This is a genomic window from Nocardia salmonicida NBRC 13393 (genome assembly GCF_001613085.1).
Classification (GTDB): domain Bacteria; phylum Actinomycetota; class Actinomycetes; order Mycobacteriales; family Mycobacteriaceae; genus Nocardia; species Nocardia salmonicida.
This window is the reverse complement of the sequence record NZ_BDBR01000015.1, coordinates 77,919-93,612: the sequence shown is the minus strand read 5'-3', so window position 1 is coordinate 93,612 and position 15,694 is coordinate 77,919. Positions and strand designations below refer to the sequence as shown.

At 64.9% G+C, this 15,694-nt stretch carries 20 protein-coding genes; 10 read left to right on the top strand and 10 right to left on the bottom strand.

The features are described 5' to 3' along the window. Nucleotides 1-242 precede the first annotated feature (242 nt). Together NS1_RS17450 and NS1_RS17445 are read left to right on the top strand one after the other, a co-directional pair. Nucleotides 243-662, top strand: a complete 420-nt coding sequence (locus NS1_RS17450; protein ID WP_157125271.1) for a hypothetical protein — start codon at nt 243-245, stop codon at nt 660-662. Between the two features lie 248 nt (nt 663-910). Continuing rightward, nucleotides 911-1,402, top strand: a complete 492-nt coding sequence (locus NS1_RS17445; RefSeq protein WP_062985937.1) for a hypothetical protein — start codon at nt 911-913, stop codon at nt 1,400-1,402. 41 nt (nt 1,403-1,443) lie between these two features. Here the strand turns inward: NS1_RS17445 and NS1_RS17440 are convergent, their stop codons facing one another. Beyond that, nucleotides 1,444-1,812 (bottom strand): hypothetical protein, encoded by a 369-nt coding sequence (locus NS1_RS17440; protein ID WP_157125270.1) that lies wholly within the window; start codon nt 1,810-1,812, stop codon nt 1,444-1,446. A gap of 476 nt (nt 1,813-2,288) precedes the next feature. On the opposite strand from NS1_RS17440, the gene NS1_RS17435 reads away from it, so the two are divergent. Continuing rightward, the gene (locus NS1_RS17435; RefSeq protein ID WP_062985933.1) at nt 2,289-2,588 is read left to right on the top strand and encodes a hypothetical protein; all 300 of its coding nucleotides are present in this window, start codon (nt 2,289-2,291) and stop codon (nt 2,586-2,588) included. A gap of 226 nt (nt 2,589-2,814) precedes the next feature. On the opposite strand, the gene NS1_RS42645 is transcribed toward NS1_RS17435, so the two are convergent. The 4 genes from NS1_RS42645 to NS1_RS17415 form a co-directional block, all read right to left on the bottom strand. After that, nucleotides 2,815-3,666 carry an SAM-dependent methyltransferase gene (locus NS1_RS42645; RefSeq protein WP_218019937.1) on the bottom strand — a complete coding sequence of 284 codons (852 nt, stop codon included), beginning with the start codon at nt 3,664-3,666 and terminating at the stop codon, nt 2,815-2,817. 187 nt (nt 3,667-3,853) lie between these two features. Then, nucleotides 3,854-4,702, bottom strand: a complete 849-nt coding sequence (locus tag NS1_RS17425) for a glycosyltransferase (protein ID WP_157125269.1) — start codon at nt 4,700-4,702, stop codon at nt 3,854-3,856. A 290-nt stretch (nt 4,703-4,992) separates the two neighbouring features. Continuing rightward, entirely contained in the window at nt 4,993-5,892 is a 900-nt protein-coding gene (locus NS1_RS17420; protein ID WP_062985929.1) for an endonuclease/exonuclease/phosphatase family protein, read from the bottom strand. A gap of 288 nt (nt 5,893-6,180) precedes the next feature. Then, nucleotides 6,181-6,645: a hypothetical protein gene (locus NS1_RS17415; RefSeq protein WP_062985927.1), complete on the bottom strand. Its 465-nt coding sequence runs from the start codon at nt 6,643-6,645 to the stop codon at nt 6,181-6,183. Between the two features lie 273 nt (nt 6,646-6,918). Here NS1_RS17415 and NS1_RS17410 point away from each other — a divergent pair, with 273 nt between their 5' ends. Then, nucleotides 6,919-7,317, top strand: a complete 399-nt coding sequence (locus NS1_RS17410) for a helix-turn-helix domain-containing protein (RefSeq protein ID WP_062985926.1) — start codon at nt 6,919-6,921, stop codon at nt 7,315-7,317. 59 nt (nt 7,318-7,376) lie between these two features. Here NS1_RS17410 and NS1_RS17405 read toward each other — a convergent pair whose 3' ends face one another. Together NS1_RS17405 and NS1_RS17400 are read right to left on the bottom strand one after the other, a co-directional pair. Then, on the bottom strand, nt 7,377-7,781 hold the full coding sequence (locus NS1_RS17405; protein WP_062985925.1) for a hypothetical protein: 405 nt from the start codon (nt 7,779-7,781) through the stop codon (nt 7,377-7,379). Between the two features lie 70 nt (nt 7,782-7,851). Beyond that, nucleotides 7,852-8,244, bottom strand: a complete 393-nt coding sequence (locus NS1_RS17400) for a hypothetical protein (RefSeq protein WP_062985924.1) — start codon at nt 8,242-8,244, stop codon at nt 7,852-7,854. Nucleotides 8,245-8,778: 534 nt separating this feature from the next. Here NS1_RS17400 and NS1_RS17395 point away from each other — a divergent pair. Next, nucleotides 8,779-9,348, top strand: a complete 570-nt coding sequence (locus NS1_RS17395; protein WP_062985923.1) for a GNAT family N-acetyltransferase — start codon at nt 8,779-8,781, stop codon at nt 9,346-9,348. Between the two features lie 122 nt (nt 9,349-9,470). Here the strand turns inward: NS1_RS17395 and NS1_RS17390 are convergent, their stop codons facing one another. Next, nucleotides 9,471-10,076, bottom strand: a complete 606-nt coding sequence (locus tag NS1_RS17390; RefSeq protein ID WP_062985922.1) for a DUF5753 domain-containing protein — start codon at nt 10,074-10,076, stop codon at nt 9,471-9,473. A 203-nt stretch (nt 10,077-10,279) separates the two neighbouring features. Between NS1_RS17390 and NS1_RS17385 the strand changes: the two genes are divergently transcribed. The 4 genes from NS1_RS17385 (at nt 10,280) to NS1_RS17370 (ending at nt 13,650) form a co-directional block, all read left to right on the top strand. Further along, nucleotides 10,280-11,422: a methyltransferase domain-containing protein gene (locus tag NS1_RS17385; RefSeq protein ID WP_062985920.1), complete on the top strand. Its 1,143-nt coding sequence runs from the start codon at nt 10,280-10,282 to the stop codon at nt 11,420-11,422. Between the two features lie 193 nt (nt 11,423-11,615). Further along, nucleotides 11,616-12,395, top strand: coding sequence for a hypothetical protein (locus tag NS1_RS17380; RefSeq protein ID WP_157125268.1), 780 nt, complete (start codon nt 11,616-11,618; stop codon nt 12,393-12,395). Between the two features lie 58 nt (nt 12,396-12,453). Further along, nucleotides 12,454-12,687 (top strand): hypothetical protein, encoded by a 234-nt coding sequence (locus NS1_RS17375; RefSeq protein ID WP_062985916.1) that lies wholly within the window; start codon nt 12,454-12,456, stop codon nt 12,685-12,687. 387 nt (nt 12,688-13,074) lie between these two features. Then, complete coding sequence (locus NS1_RS17370; RefSeq protein WP_157125267.1) at nt 13,075-13,650, top strand: AAA family ATPase; 576 nt, start codon at nt 13,075-13,077, stop codon at nt 13,648-13,650. Here the strand turns inward: NS1_RS17370 and NS1_RS17365 are convergent. Next, nucleotides 13,599-14,282: a cysteine hydrolase family protein gene (locus NS1_RS17365; protein WP_255284577.1), complete on the bottom strand. Its 684-nt coding sequence runs from the start codon at nt 14,280-14,282 to the stop codon at nt 13,599-13,601. The genes NS1_RS17370 and NS1_RS17365 overlap by 52 nt on opposite strands. A gap of 112 nt (nt 14,283-14,394) precedes the next feature. Further along, nucleotides 14,395-14,781, bottom strand: a complete 387-nt coding sequence (locus NS1_RS17360; RefSeq protein WP_062985910.1) for a hypothetical protein — start codon at nt 14,779-14,781, stop codon at nt 14,395-14,397. 249 nt (nt 14,782-15,030) lie between these two features. On the opposite strand from NS1_RS17360, the gene NS1_RS17355 reads away from it, so the two are divergent. After that, nucleotides 15,031-15,606, top strand: a complete 576-nt coding sequence (locus NS1_RS17355) for an NUDIX domain-containing protein (RefSeq protein WP_084503798.1) — start codon at nt 15,031-15,033, stop codon at nt 15,604-15,606. The last annotated feature ends 88 nt before the right edge of the window (nt 15,607-15,694 follow it).

The following is a 15,694-nucleotide window of genomic DNA, read 5'->3' as shown; positions in this document are numbered from 1 at the left end:
AGCAATCCACAAAATATCTCTGACCGGCACCGATCTATGCAGGTAAGGCCCGTTCACAGCGCTGTCCCGGCGGCGAGCGGGCGATCTGCATCCCAGTCATGGCGAACACCCTGTCGGCGATGTGTCCAGCGTCACCACATCAGAGGACCGGTGACGACGAACTCCCCGAGCTCACGACAGGGCAACCTTCATTCGGACGGAATCAGATACCTCGCCCGCGCAACGATGCCACCATCACCACCATGCGCGACCACATCCACGACGGCGCCCGATGGCTCCCCGAGCACCACGACGACATCGACGGCAACCTGCTCGGCAAGGTCTTCGGCGCCGCACTCGATCAGTGCCGAACCTGCGAAGAGACGATGCTGGCCGAGCTCAGCGAAAACTCTTCCACCACAGAGCATCTGCTCGAACTCGCCTGCACAGCGGTCATCGGGACCCTCGGCGGACTCCCGAACGACCTCGTCGACATCGCCGCCGAGCGCAGTCCTGTGCCAATCGAGTTCCGGCGCGCTGCACTGACCTTCGTCCACAACGACCGCCCGGCCCTCACCGCGCTATGCCATCAGATGACGCCCGCCCAACGCCACGCCGCCAGCCGCACCGCCACCGCTCTGTACACCGGCGAAGCCCGCGCAGGAAATATCCAACCAACCTGACGGGCCGACCTCTGGGACCAGGTCAGCGAGGCCGCGTCCTATCGACTTGGCCCTCGTGGCCCGGCGACCGCCAAGCAGCTGCCTTTTGATCCTGGCCTAGTCGGACCGGTTTCGACTGCTTCATTTTGTAATCGGGTTGGTTCCCCGAGCCAACTACGAGCAGCGATGCAGATGTCTCCACTACGATTGCAGTCCATAGTTTCTCGAAACCCCAGCGCGCCAGCACCATCCAGACGAAGGCTCGAGGAATGTTCCTATCCCACCACCGCCTTGCCACCGCGAGCACCACCGAGGCTATCGGTGAGATCGTGCTCCAGCGACGATTGTCGCTCCGGATCCTGGTCGCGACGATCATCGCGCAGATGGCCTGGCTGGGTGCGAGCATCTGCTGGAGCGTCCCCGCCGACGCCGACATCTCCGACTACATGAGCGGCTTCGGCGTCGCGCTGTTCGGCGCCGGAGTATTGGGCGTCTGCGCCTACACCCACGACATCTCGGTCGACCGCGAGATGGCCCAAACCGGCAAGGTAGCCGCGATCGGTGCCGCTGTCTCCGTTCTGGTTGCCGTGGCCACCCTCGTCAACACCATCGGCCACCTCTCGGCGGCGGCGATGTTCGCGAATGTCGTCGTCTTACTGGCGGTCCCACTCACGTTCTGGGCCGCCCTTCTGGTGAGCACGCACTGCTACGCCCTGGTGCAACACGAGATCGCGGCCGCCGAGGACCGCAGCAATCAGTAGCCGGCGGCGACGACGACCGGATGCCAGTCACTCCGGTGCGCTCAATCCCGCTGTTCACCGTCCCGATCGATGAGTTGGCGCTCGGCTTGTTCCAGTAGAGCGCGCGCGGAGACTTCGGCGTCTTCTCGGTCTTGAGCGCTCGGCCCTTCCCCATCACCCCCGCGTCGTTGCCACGCCTGTTCCGCCAATTGTCGAGCGTGCTGCTCGGCCTCGACCTCCAGGTACTGCCGGGCAAGTTCGGTGCGGGCCTTGGCTGCCTCTTCCGGATGTTCGCGCTCCCAGTCGGATTCGGCCCGGCACGCCTCAGCCAGCAGGCGTGATCGGCATGCTTTCGCGATCCAGCCCGAGATGTCCTCTCCAGCCGAGTGCCGAACCTGTGCCAGGAGCGTGTCATCGAGCGAAATCGTCATAGCCGCCATGCCCGACAACGATAGGGCCCGCCTCATCGCACTGTCCGCAATTCTCCGGGTCACGTCCGACCACAACCACGCGTAATGACCGCGACGGGAGAACCGTGGCTGGCCAGCTCGATCACCGCGGACAACACGCTACTGCGCGGGTCTGGTTGGCATAGGCTGACCAGATGAACGTGGCTGACCTGAATCACGCACCGGCGGTGTCTATTTCAGTGCGAGCCATATACTGGCTCGGCCACCAACTCACCTGCCCCACCTGCGAGGCCAGCGACCGCTGGGACTTGCACTCGGGACCTCACCCAGGCATCGAAGGACACCTCGCGACGGCGAGCTGTAGCAGCGGCCACGACATCCACCACCCGCTCATCTATCCCTGGCTGGTTCGTACCGTCGCACAGTGGTCGAGCACGCCAGCGCCCGCGCGACACCCACTCCTGGCAAGTACGACTGGTCAATGGCCGCGTCAGGACATGCAATATCAGCTCAACGGCAAACTGAAAGAGTGGGCTCCGCACTGGCTCACCACCGACGGGGCCGCGACCTACCACCATTGGGACGTGCCCGGCCCGGTCCAGTGGGCACGCGAGTGGCCCGAGCTGGTGGCCGCGAGAGAGAAGCTGAACCAGGTCAACGCATGGTTGCGCGACACCGACCACTCCGACAGTTCGTTCTCTTTCTACAGCTCCTGGGGCGATGACCCTGTGCGCACCCGCGTGGAGATCGACGAATTCCCACCCGACGTCGTCGAGCACATCCCCGCGACCGGCTGAAATATTGGACGCGGAACCACCGACACCACCGCCGCGATCCCCTTGTAATGGACTGCGGGGCTCCTACCCGTCGACGAGCACGCGCACCCCGATCCCTGGACCGCTCTGATGAGCCCGATGATCGACCCACACACCAGCACAGCGCCGAAGGGCATCACAGAAATTCAAGGAACTTGCCCTGACCAGGGGCGACGACACGTCCCTATCGCATAGGCCGCCGGGGAACTCACTCGCGGTACCGGCAACGAAGAGCGCCGGGCCAGCTCACACCTTGCGGCCCACCGCGCCGTAGAGCGAGATCTTCTTGTCCATGCTGACCGGGGGCTCGATGCCAGCGTTGCGCCACCGGTGAATCACCTCGACTCCTGGTGACACGAGCTCGAGCCCGTCGAAGAACCTTCCCACTTCCTCGCGCGTACGTGGACGTACCGCGATCCCCCGATCGGCGTAGACCCTGCAGCAGTCGAGCCATGCCGTCGGGATCGGCATCACCGTCGTCGAAATCGGTGGTCACATGCGACATCGCCAGATACGAGCCCGGCGCCAACGGCGCCATCAAGGTGTTGACGATGTCGTAGACGTCGCCGGGTACGAAATGCAGCAACGCCATCAGCGATACCGCCACCGGCTTCGACAAGTCCAGCGTCTCCGTCAACTCCGGGCTGGCGAGGATGGCGGCCGGGTCCGCCGCGTCGGCCTGCACGTAGGCGGTGCTGCCCTCGGGTGCGCTGACCAGCAGGGCTCGCGCGTGCGCGAGCACCAACGGGTCGTTGTCGACGTAGACGACCCTCGACTCCGGGGCGTGCGCCTGGGCGACCTCGTGAAGATTCGGCGACGTCGGGATGCCGGTACCGATGTCGAGGAACTGCCGGATACCCTGCTCGACAAGGTATCCCGTGGCGTGACGCATGAAGTCGCGGTTGGTACGGGCGGTCAATCGCACCGAGGGAAACTGCTGCAACGCCTGTTCAGCAGCGATCCGGTCTACCTCGTAGGAATCCTTCCCGCCGAGGAAATAGTCATACATGCGAGCCGAATGCGCCACGTCGGTGCGCAGGTCGATAGAGCCCTCGGACACGGCGAAATCTCCTCCTACGTGGGGATCTGTACCCAGCAGGCATACCGCATTCCGGCATCAGATTCACGAGAAGGCGTGTAGGACAGATGATCTCAGAGCAGGCACAACGGTTTCGGTTCGTGCGGGTATAGCGGATATCCGAGACCAGCCTCACGAGGAACTGTCAGTTGGTCAACGGATCGGTCGGCTATCGCAGGCGAGCCATGGTGTTGTATCGCTGCTCAATCACCGGCCGAGCCTGTTCGACTTGACCAGGGTATTCAAGGGCGCGCGACATCTGCCCCGGGTGCGCGCGCCGCATCAATCCCTGTCGACGCAGGTAGTAGCCATCGGTGGTGGCGTCGAGCGCGGCGAGCAGACCAAGGTCGACCAGCGCTGGTAGCGCGGGCCAGCCACCGACTTCGACGAGAAGTTCAGTGCGCACAGTCACCGTCGATGGCTCCACAGCCAGGGCGGCCGGGTGTGCGAGCCAGCCGGCCATGGTGTCTCCGGCGACCAGTCGACCCTGCGGTGGCTCGTTGGGCACGAGCCGTAGTCGCTGATCGACATCGAGATCGAAGATCGACGACGTTGTCCAGCCGAGGGTCGCGTCGGCCTCGAGGATCGCGATGGCGTCGCCCAGCGCGGTAGGAGTGAGTAGATCATCGGCATCGACGGCCCGAATATAGTCCGCGGTGCCGTGCGCGCGGGCAAGAGCGGCGTTGCGCGCGTAGGGCAGACCAGCCCTGGGTTGCCACTCCATCCGCACCCGCGGATCCGGTTCCGTGAACTCCCGCGCGAAAAGGGGCTCTGTGGGGCGGGGGCCGCCGTCGAGTTGGACTTCCCAAGTCCATGCCCATCCGGGGCCAAGATCTTGGCCCCGGATGCTGGAGTAGAGCTGGCGCAGAAAGTGGCGGTCGGCTTCGGCGACTGCGGTGATGATGCTGATCTGCCGCGGTGGGGTTTGCTGAGCCGGAGCGGAATCTTGTCCTCGCCGTGAGCGGCGGATCAGACCGAAGTCGACTTCGTAGGCGAGCAACTGCAGTTGCTGCTCCATGCGCGCATGAAATTCGTCGTCGTCGCTTTTCCCCACACCGATACCCTATCGCCGCGATAGCCAAGGTGCGGTGCAGTGGCCGCGAACGCCGGTCGGCGCCTGCTGTCGGAGCGGTGACGGACGCTGCTGGACGTCCTCGACGCCCTTCACACCGGCTGGCCGACAGCCGGGCTTCAACGCGCCGGCCCGGCCCACTGGCGACAACAATCCCTCGTCGTCTCGCGACGGGCCCGAGCGATGTCAAACGAGCGCGCGCAACGTCACCCAGCTGTTTTCCGAATGAGCTTCCGCTACAGCGGGATTGCGTTCGCGTTGATCTCCAGCGTCACAGGGCGATGGTCGGTCAGATAGTCGTCGGCGTGGAGCAGATCCCCAAGTGGAGTAACCCGATATCCCGCCACCACCGCGGCGGGGAGTTGGTGGGTGGCCAGCCATCGGTCGATCCGCCGCGGCGGATGGTGATCGACTGCGGCGTGCCCGGTCGTGGCTTCCAGTTCGACACCGGCCAGCTCCGCGCAGTCCCGCATCCGGCCTTGCCGTTCGAGTCGAATAGCCGCATGTCGATCTAGCTGCCCGTCGATGTCGAGCTGATAGACGTGGTCTGGGTGCCATTCGACCCCGGCGTATGGATCTGGGTCGGTCAGGCTCACACAGTTAAAATCGCCGCCGATCACGGCGGGGACATCTCCCTTGTTCACCGTTCGCAGGATCTGCAATGCGTCAGCAGCCCGCCAAGCTGGGTCGAAAGGCGAGAGCTGTAGCGACATCACGCGCAGTGGCCGCCCGTTGAACTCGAAAATAGCGGAAACGGCGCAGTGCCACATCCCCGCCATCTCGCGCTCCAACCGGTGGATACTGCCAGGTCGCGGCCGGATCTCTGGGCAGCTTCGGTACAAAAGCCCTGTGTGGTGCACGATGCCGCCCGTAGCGACGATCGGTTCGCCCGCGATCTCGCATTCCATACCGGTTGCTTTCGCTAGCCGCCGAAGCCCCGCTTCCGCTCCGGCAGCCTTGGCTTCACGGCCCTCACCGTCGGCAATGATCTCGGAAATCCCGACCGCGTCCGCATCCTGCCGCGCCAGCCACTCTTCTAGAGCGCGATAGCGGGCCTCTGAAGACTCGCCAGTCGCGGCATATAGATCCCAGGCGTTGACAGTGATCAAGGTGAAACGGTCGCGAGTTTCGGTCACACACCGAGACTATCGAGGGCTGCGTACGGAAGAGGTCGAATCTGGATGCCTACGGCGCGAACGGGATTCGTTGATCGGTGAATCCGGGCTACGAGAGCGCCACTGCACTTTCGCCGAGGTCGAAGGGCATACGGGCAGCTCAAGTGCTAGGTCGGGCGGTGACGAGTTGGGGTGCCCGTTTGCGGATTGATAATCCGGCGGCTTCCGGGGTGCAAAATCGACGCCTGCCCGCCGCAGCCAACTCAGGCGCACCGATCCGCGTGAGTTCGCCATCACATGCGTTGCGCCCTATGGTTTTCGGGCGGGTGCTGCTGTTTCGTCGAGCTCCTGCCATTGTACCCGAGCCCACACCGCCTCACCTGCGTCCATCGCCGCTCGCATCTCGGCCAGCGTGGCCGCCTGCCCGATTGGCAAGATCAGGACCACGCCGTTGCCGTCTTCGCGCTCGGCTACATCGAACCACCAGTCCTGCGCGAGCATTTCCCCGTCGAAGATCAGCTCGCCATCCGGGTGGAAGACCTGCACCTGCCTGAACTCCGGGACGTACTGCGCCTTCCATCGCGTGAGCGGTGCCGCGAACGAAGCCTGTAGTGGTACCGACACAGACCGCAGATCGAGTTGCTCGATCAGGCCGCCCTCTCCGAACATCTTGCGTACTTGGCTGATTCGGTCGTCGTGGTCGGCGCGCAGGAGCAGGATGCCTACGTCCAGCCCAAGGCTCACCGCCACGGCCCGCGCTCGCTGCAACGCCATGATCTCGCTCCCTACATTTGGTACCGATCAGCGTCGTCGTCCGCCCCCTCGCACGGTACTGCCGACCGATATCCTCTGCGCGACAACACTGTCGAACCACATGTTCCCTGCAGGTGTTGGTGGGCGCCACGCTGCTGATGTCGTCTCGATCCGCACTGCCTCGGCCAGGTATTGCGGCCTAGTTCTGGTCGATTCCGCTTCGGTCATCCCACACTGCACGGCGCTCGCCGAGTGCCAGCGTGTCGTAGAGGTCTTTGCCGCTGCTCGTGGCGTGTGAGCTACCAGAATGGCGATAGCGGTGCGCTTCAACGGGACCCAGTCCGGACCGTCTTCGGCGGCGACGAGAGCGGCGATCCGATCCAATTGCGGGCAGCCAGGCGGACGGCACGGGTCGCTGTTGCCCGCGACAACGTCGATCATCATGTTCTGCCAGCCGTCGCCGAGATAGGACGCGACAGCCCCGAAATCGACATCGTCGACGTTCACCTCACCCGTGCCGCCGCGCAGGTAGCTGACGTCGCCGGCCTGACCCAGCGAGAGGTGGCCCAGGCCGCTGGCCTGCATCGCAGTTTCTACGGTGCAGTTGAGGGAGGCAAGAACATCTCGATCGACAACGTCTTCCGGATCGCTGACGCCTGGGGATTGACATCGGGTCTCTGTTCGAAGGGCTGACTCAATCAACGTAATTGAGCCTGAACGACATAACGACCGACGGCCGCTGAAACCAGCAGTTACTCCGGCTGCTCTTCCTCTGTGCGATACAGGCGGTGCAAGTGCCCGACGTCGACGCGATATACACCGAAGCCCGCGTCGACCTCGACGAGATCGTCATCGACGACCTTCTGGACTACGCCCCGCGTCGGGCCGTTCGTGGTCAGATCCAGCACGTGTTCGCCGGGACGCAGGCGCCCACGATTCTCGATCCGGCGAACGAATTTCGCCAAAGTCGGCAGGTCGAGGTCGACGCTGATCGACTGCGACAGCAGCCCGAGGTCGACGTCGATCCAGAGGCCGAGCTTCGTCGGCGCCTCGGGGTCGTGCTCGATCTCGTGTTCACGCCGTGGGGATAGAACCCCGGCACCATCGGGGTAGACGGTGACATCAGCCAAAATTGGGTGCGTGAAGCTGGTGGTCATATCCGCTCTCTGATCGTGAGGACAACTCGCTCGCCTTAGCCCTCGGAGCGCAGGCATCTCCTCGCTACGGTCACATCTCCCGCATCCGGGCGGCGAACTGGTCACGGTGCAATGCTGTCGTGTCAGCTTCGTCGAGCAGGTCGGCGCTGCGCAGGAAGGCGATCTGGAGTTGCATCGTGGCCAGGATGTTTTTGCCGAGCTCAGCTCGGCCCGTCCGCGCCGTCGTGGCGTACTCGCGCGCGAGTTCGGCACCCGTCGCAGCGGCGGTGGCGAGAGCTTGGTGTTCGGCGTCGATCATCGTCGTCATCAGCGTGGTCAGTCCGCTGATGGTGTTGTCCAGCTCGGCGACCATCGCCCGCACAGCCTCCGGGTCGGAGCTGACATCGCCTGTGATCGCGCCGTGGAGAAACGCCGTGATTTCGGGCAGTGTCCCGTGATCGATGTCGTCGAAATCCCCAGCCATAGCCTCGCACCCCCTCGCACCCGTGAATTGTTCGGGGTCAGCCTAACCAGGAGCGGGGCAAGGCAGCGCGCGCCGGTCTGATCAGTCCCTGGACGTTGATCCGCTGGCCGTGCATGGCAGATCCGGTGATGATGATGCGGTGAACGATGATCATCAACATGACGACCCGACGCCCTGACCCATCGCCGCATTGTCGAGATCAGAGCAGAGATCGAACCAGCCGAGATCGACGCGACAGCAGTGAGATTTTTCGAAGCCAGTGGTGATCTGCTCGAGGCGACGCTCCGGCTCTCTGCCGCCCCCTCGCGGACCTGATGATCCTCGCCCGCGCATCCACACTCACCCGCCGACACCCGATGAGGCCCAGCAACAGCTTCAGCAGACCCGACGAACCCTCGGAAAGAGCAGCAAACCTCAGCTATTCCATTGGAATAGAAGGGGTTTGGGCACCCACGTGGACAACAACGGGATCGAGGCAGAATCGGCGACTCCAACCGCACCACACCGGCGCCTACATGGGCGGACAATGCTGGAATGCCCGAGTTGATGTCGACAGTGGTCGATCCCGACACATTCGCCACCGACCAGCCCACGCTGCTCAGCACCGGCGGGCTGGCACTACGGCCCTGGAGCGACCACGACGCACCCACCGTGTTCACAGCATTCCAAGACCCCGCGATCCGCCAATGGCATGTACGGACCGCCGAGTCCGTCGACCAGGTTCGTCAATGGATCCTCTCGTGGCGATCGGCCTGGTCCGCCGGCAACGGCCAATGGACCGTCACCAGCAACGGCGAAGTCGCCGGGCGCATCGGACTTCGGCATTCCGACCTCTCCGAGGGCGTCACCGAACTCGCCTACTGGACCCTGCCCGCCTGGCGTGGCCGCGCTATCGCACCTCGCGCCGCAAATACACTGATCCGCTGGGCATTCGACGACATCGGATTCGACCGGATCGAGCTCACCCACTCGGTCCGCAACCCGGCCTCCTGCCGGGTCGCCGCCAAGTGTGGTTTCCCTCTCGAGGGCACACTTCGTGGTGCAGGCCGCCACCACGACGGCCGCCACGATATGCACCTGCACGCCCGCCTCCGCACCGATTGACATACCACCACGCAAGCCACCAGAGACGCCGTCGTCAGGACATAGGTGCGCGGAACGTTGGGTGGGACCAGGATTCTGCCCCCGCTGAGGCTCGTCCCGAATTCGCCAGAAGGGCCGCGGCGCTAGGCGATGTGGGTTGCCAGGGCGCGTTCCAGAATGGTGCGGGCGTCCTGCCCAAAGGCTGCGACGGTGGCGAGCGCGTCGAAATGGCGGGCCGCGGTGGCGATGTCGACGGCGGCGGTGACAGTCAACTGCCCGGTAGCGGTTTCGACGTCGCAGAGGCGATCGTCGCTGAGAATGAATCCCGAGGCGGGCGAAACAAACCGCGCGGCGACCGGAACGATGCCGATCTCGACGTGCTCGCGGTCGGTGAGGGTGTCGAGCAGGACCTGGATCTGCTCAGCCATGATCGCGGGACTGCCGACAGTGCGGAGCAACGCCTCCTCGCCCAACAGAAACCGGAAGCGCTTGCCGGGAACGTCGAGCACCCGCTGCCTCGCGAGCCGCTTGGTGACAGTTTCCTCGGTGTCGTCGGGGACTTCGAGAATCGCGATGCAGGTGGACAGGATCGCGCGGGCGTAGGCAGGGGTCTGGAGGAGGCCGTGCACGATGTGGGGACTCCAGTCGCGTTGCAGCTCCGTGGCGTGCTCGAGGTCGATCAGACTGTGTTGCAGGTCCGAAAGGCCGTCTTGACCAGTGGTGGAGAAGCTCGTGTAGGTGTAGGTCATGGCGAATTCCCTTCGTGCGGTGAGTGTTCCCGCTCGATTGTGGAGTGGCGTTCGGCGACATCGTCGGCCATTTCGAGCCAATTCGAGACATCGTGAGACATCGTGGTTGTTCGGCCATCTGCACCGTGCCGGCGCTCCGTAGGCTGGCCACACTCCGGGGTCCCCGGTGTCGGCGGAGGTCTGAAAGTTCGAGGAGGGCATCGGTGTTGGTCGACGGGGATGGTCCGAGGACACGGCTGGATCAGGTGTTGCGCAAGCGGCGTTGGTCGACGAGCGACTTCGTGAGGGTGTTCAACCGGAGTTCGCTGGAATTGGCCGCTGCGGGCAACGCCGGTGTCGGAGGCAGCGCAACACAAGTATCCACGCGTCAGGCGACCCGCTGGATCAGTGGCGAGACCAGCCGTCCGGCAACGGAATCGCTGCGGGTGCTCGCCAGGATGTTCCCCGCCGAGACCCCCGAAGCACTGCTGGGGCCACCTCGAGCCGAGGACGCACACCCGCCCCAACACCACGGCGGTGACAGGATGCCCCCTCTTCCTACGGCGCAGGCACCGATCGCGGGATCCACTTTGGCCGACACCTTGTTCGACGCAAAGCTGGCGACCTTCCAACAGTGGCAGACAACCCCGTGGGGCAGGCTCCGCTACAGCATCGCCGCCGCGAACCTGACGCCCCATCTCCAACCCGGCAGCCGGGTACTCGACGTCGCCGGCGGCAATGGTCTGGATGCGGTCGAGCTCGCGGCCCGCGGGCACCACGTGACCATCGCCGACATCTCCGAGTCGGCTTTGGCTGATGCGCGTGCCCTCGCCGAGAAGCATGGCGTCGGCGACCGGATCAGCACACGACTACTCAGCGTCGACGAGCTGGCCCAGCAGTTCGCGCACAACGAGTTCGATGTCGTGCTCTGCCACAACCTGCTCCAGTACGTGCCCGATCCGAAAACGCTGATCGCCGTGCTGGCCTCGATGGTGGCCTCGGGCGGGGTGGTGTCGGTCATCGCGCCGAACGCCGACGCCGATCCTCTACTCACCGCGGTGCGCAACCTCGACCTCGACGTAGCGCTGCGCCAGCTTGACAGCCCGACTCGCCACACCGTCACCTACGGCACCGAAACCCGTGCCTGCTACGCCGGTTCGGTCACCCACGACCTCGCCGAGGCAGGACTGCATCTGCGGGCGCACTGCGGAATCCGCAGCGTCTGCGACCTGCTCGTCGACGACGCTGTCAAGAACGACCCGCGGTTCTTCGTCCAACTCGAACGACTCGAACTGGCGATGGCCACCCGCGCGCCCTACATCCACACCGCGAGGTTCTTCCAACTCATCGCCACACCGAAGACCTGAGTCAGCGAAAGCGGGGCAGTGGTCGCCGAGGCCGTGTCCGAGGTGAACTGGCTACTTTCCGACAGCGCAGTCCTGATGCTAACCGACCGCGTGTCACCGCTGAACTGCAACGATGACACGTCCCCTCGCTCCGGAACACAGCCGGGGAATGACCATTAGCGGACTCAGCGGCACGCCAGATATCGTCACCCTCATGACCACCGATCCCACGCAGACCCAGGCCCCGACGGGCCAGGACGCGCTGGGTGGATCCACCGATCTTCTGGGACCTGAATTCGCCGCGCGACTGGGCGCTCAACTCGCCGACGACGACGACTTCCAGGCCCTGCTGGCCACCAACAATCACAACATCCTGCAATCGGTCCTCGGCGACATCTGCCCCGCGCCGGAGTGGATGGGCAACATCACCGCGCAGTTCGCGCCCGCACCGAACTACGCAGCCCACTGGAACGTCCCGACCATCCCCCTCGCCCAACGGTGGGCCACCCTGCCCACCGAACTGCTCGCTGGCACCGCGGCTCGGTCCAACCATGGTCTGGTCCCGGCCTTCGTCACCGCCAACACGTCCTCGGTTCGGTGGATGTCCTCGGCGAGGATGCTCGGGCTCGAGGGAGTCGTGGACGAAATCTCCTCCTGGGCAAAACGGATAGTCGCGATCAAACGCAATCGAGACCAGATCCGTGCGCTGATACTCCTCGCGCTCGAACTCGAACGCGCAGCACAGCGCACCATCAGAGCCGGGATCCAGATCTACGGTCTGACCGAACTACTCAGGAGCACCCGCAACCGGCTACGCGAAGCCCTCCTGAGATCCAGCGCCACCGCACGCCAACGCCACCATCACAATCACCATCACGGCGACACCGACCCACCCGGGCACATCGTCGCCGCCCGCCCGCGTCTCAGCCGCGGACCCAACACCTGCAGGTCGATCGCCACCCCTCGATCACCTGCAGGACTCACCCACGTCTGACCAGCTCCCCCTCGGTCGGTCACGTCGGGCGATCCTGCACAACTCCGCAGGAGAACCCTTGAACGCCACCGTCATCGATGTGCTCGCACCCCTCGTCGCGGCGCCGCGCGTCGTCCTCGTCACCGCTCTGATCGCGGTGCCGGTGACGATCATCTCGCTGCTGCTTCTGCTGGTCGTACCAGTCGCCTTGTTCGCCGACACCGCGCGCAGTCGCCGCGCCGAGCAGACACTGCAGTCTCTGATCACCGCACTCGCCGCTCTGGCACGGTTTGTCGCCGGGAAGCACCGGTGACCGGCCTGAGGCCGGTCGGGCGCCCGCCACAATGCTCGCCCGAGGTCGTCGACCGCGTCCTGGCCCTGCGCGACGACCACTCGAAGAGCCTGCGCCAGATCGCCGAGACGCTCAACAGCGAACGGATCCCTCCGCCCGGCGGTGGAGTCCGCTGGCAGCATCCCCACATCAGCCGGCTCCTCAAGACCAGACACCTTCAACACCGACGCCGCCTACGGTCGATCGCCGCCGTGAACAGCAGAAACGACACGTCCCCCATCGCACTGTCCTACCCCGACGAGGGCGAACGGTCACCGCGGTCGCGGCACTCGGCCCCGGTCGAGTCCGGGAGCGCCAGCGGGCCGAAAGCTGACCAGCCACCCTCGCGCATGGGCCATGATGGCGGACATGACCGAGGAGACCGGGGCGCAGCTGGTGGTCCTGCGCGGCAACTCAGGATCGGGGAAGTCCGCTGCCGCCCGGCAGGTGCAAGAACGGGTCGGGAAAGGCCGGTGCGCCGTGGTCGGCCAAGACGTCGTGCGCCGCACCATCCTCCGCGAACCCGATGCTCCAGGCGCGTTCAACGTGACGCTGATCGAGACCATCGCCACGGCCTGCCTGGAGCGCGGCCTGACCGTCGTGGTCGAAGGCATCCTCCACGCCGATCGCTACGCGGCGATGCTCGAGCGGCTGCGCCACCACGCGACACAGTCACACTTCTATGCGTGGGATCTGTCGTTCGCCGAAACCGGACGCCGTCATCAGATGCGGCCACAAGCCACCGAGTTCGGGCTCGACAGCATGCGGTCGTGGTTCCACTGCTGGAATCCACTGCCCTTCGTCGACGAAACGCGTTTCGACGAGACCTGGACCTTGGCCTCCGCCGTCGGTCGCATCTGCTCGGATCTTTGCCTAGCCCGCACCGTGCAGACTCAACGTTCGACAAACGCAGGGTCAGACCAGTATTCGGGGTTCCTGCCATAGTTGGGGGTCGTGTACGCGCGATCCCAGGGTGCGCCTGGCCGGATCAGTTCCCGCCAACCGTCGACCTCGACATAGATCACCCGCATCGCATTGAGAGACGCGAAGTGCAGGTCGGGTCCGTCGGTGCTGACCGCGTCTTCGGCGACCGCGACAGAGAAGTTGTGCTCGAGTCCCGCTCGAACTGTCGCTTCGATGCACACGTTGGTCTGCAGGCCCGCGACGATCAACCGCTGCACGCGCAGACTCCGCAGCACCGGCGACAGCTCGGTATAGGCGAAGAAGCTGTGCCGCGTCTTGGCCAGTACGACATCGCCGGTCTGGGGTGCCACCGCATCCATGATCTCGGCGTTCCACTGGCGCTCGGCAGCGGTCAACGCCGGTACGCCCGAATCACGCAGCCGGTGATGTTGGGCAGCCCTGGGGTTCGCTGCGAGTTCCCCGGCAGGACTGGGCGATTGCTGCGAGTACACCACCGGTATGCCGCTCTCGCGCGCGGCAGCCAGCAGTTGGGCGCACTCATCGACGATGTCCGGAAGCCGCCAGATCGGCGGCCACCCCAGCGGATCTCGCAGGTCTTGTCGCAAGTACCCGTTCTGCATATCGACCATCAGCAGTGCGGTGTTGTCAGACACAGCAGTCCCCTCCCCCATTCGGGCGCGTCACCGGCCAGCGCGCTGTCACCGATGTTCGTCAGTCACCACGCTATGCCCAAATGGGCTGATGCAGAACAGAATTGGGTGATCATCACTGCTGACCTATGGTGATGACACGTCCCTCGTCCTGTGATCCCACCGGGCTACCATCCGTTGGCGCCTGCTCGGTGAGCGGCAAACCGAAGAACGCGTTGTGGGTGCGGGCCGCGGACCCGGCAGCGCCCCGCCGGGCGGCCAGTTCCCGCGCGACGCCATCCCAGAGCGAGGCGTACTCCGGCGCCAGCCCACGCGCACGGGTGAGGCTGGGATAGTCCTGCGGGTCGAACGCCAGATGCCCTGGGGCGCACGATGGCAGCGGCACGTCCGGCCACCGCCGGGCCGGGACTGCGGAAGCGGAGTCGTCGACGAACATGATGTGCGCCTGCCCGTCGACGATCTTCCACACAGCGCGAGCGGCGGCGTTACGGGTAACGGGCATGCAGTCCTCCGGTGGCAAGGTCGTCGAATGCTCGAATATTCGGTGCCTTCAACATCTTTCGATGCGAACAAGTGCAAGACACCAGCTACATCCCCGCGAGGCCGGGCACCCCGATCCCCCACACCAGCGTCCCACAACCGGCACCCGCGTGAGCTCGGAACTCGGCACGCCGACCACCTCGAAGGCGTCCACCCTGATGCGATCCCGGTTCTGGCTGCGACCGCCGTTGTCGCGAAATAGGTTGAGCCGATGACCCCTCTGAAAGTGCATGCGACGGCGTCGACTTTCGTGTTCGGCCGCTTCACTACCGGGTGGCGCCTGGGATTGATACAGCACCCGCGGCTGAAGCGCACGATGATCGCCGGCGGCCATGTCGAGGAATTCGAAGTACCCGCCGAAGCGGCGGTGCGCGAGGTACTCGAGGAGACCGGGTTGCGGGTCCGGCTGTTGCGTCGACCGACTGTGCCACTACCGCAGGGATATCCACTGCACGTGGTGACCGACGAGCCGTGGTGGACCACCCTGACCGACGTGCCCGGCGACAACCATCTCGCGGAGCCCCATCGGCACCTCGACCACCAGTACGTGGCCATCGCCGACTCCGTCGAGCACGTCAGGACTCCGGAACACCCCTTCGGCTGGTTCGGGCCCGACGACCTCGACGAGCTGGAGATGTTCGACGACACCGTGTGCTTGGCTGCCTGGATCTTTCCCCACATCGATCAGCTTGCCGACCAGGGGCTCGGCCACACCTGGTCGTTGTCGCATGCCGAACCCGAGTCGGCCGACCTCGAGAACCGCAGTGCATCTGCGGAATCGAAGTAGCCGCGCTGGTTCGAGGAATTCGCCAGCGAACTGGCTAACACCCGAACTACGCTGGGTTAACTCGCGTTGCGGCTTCAACAGCAACGAG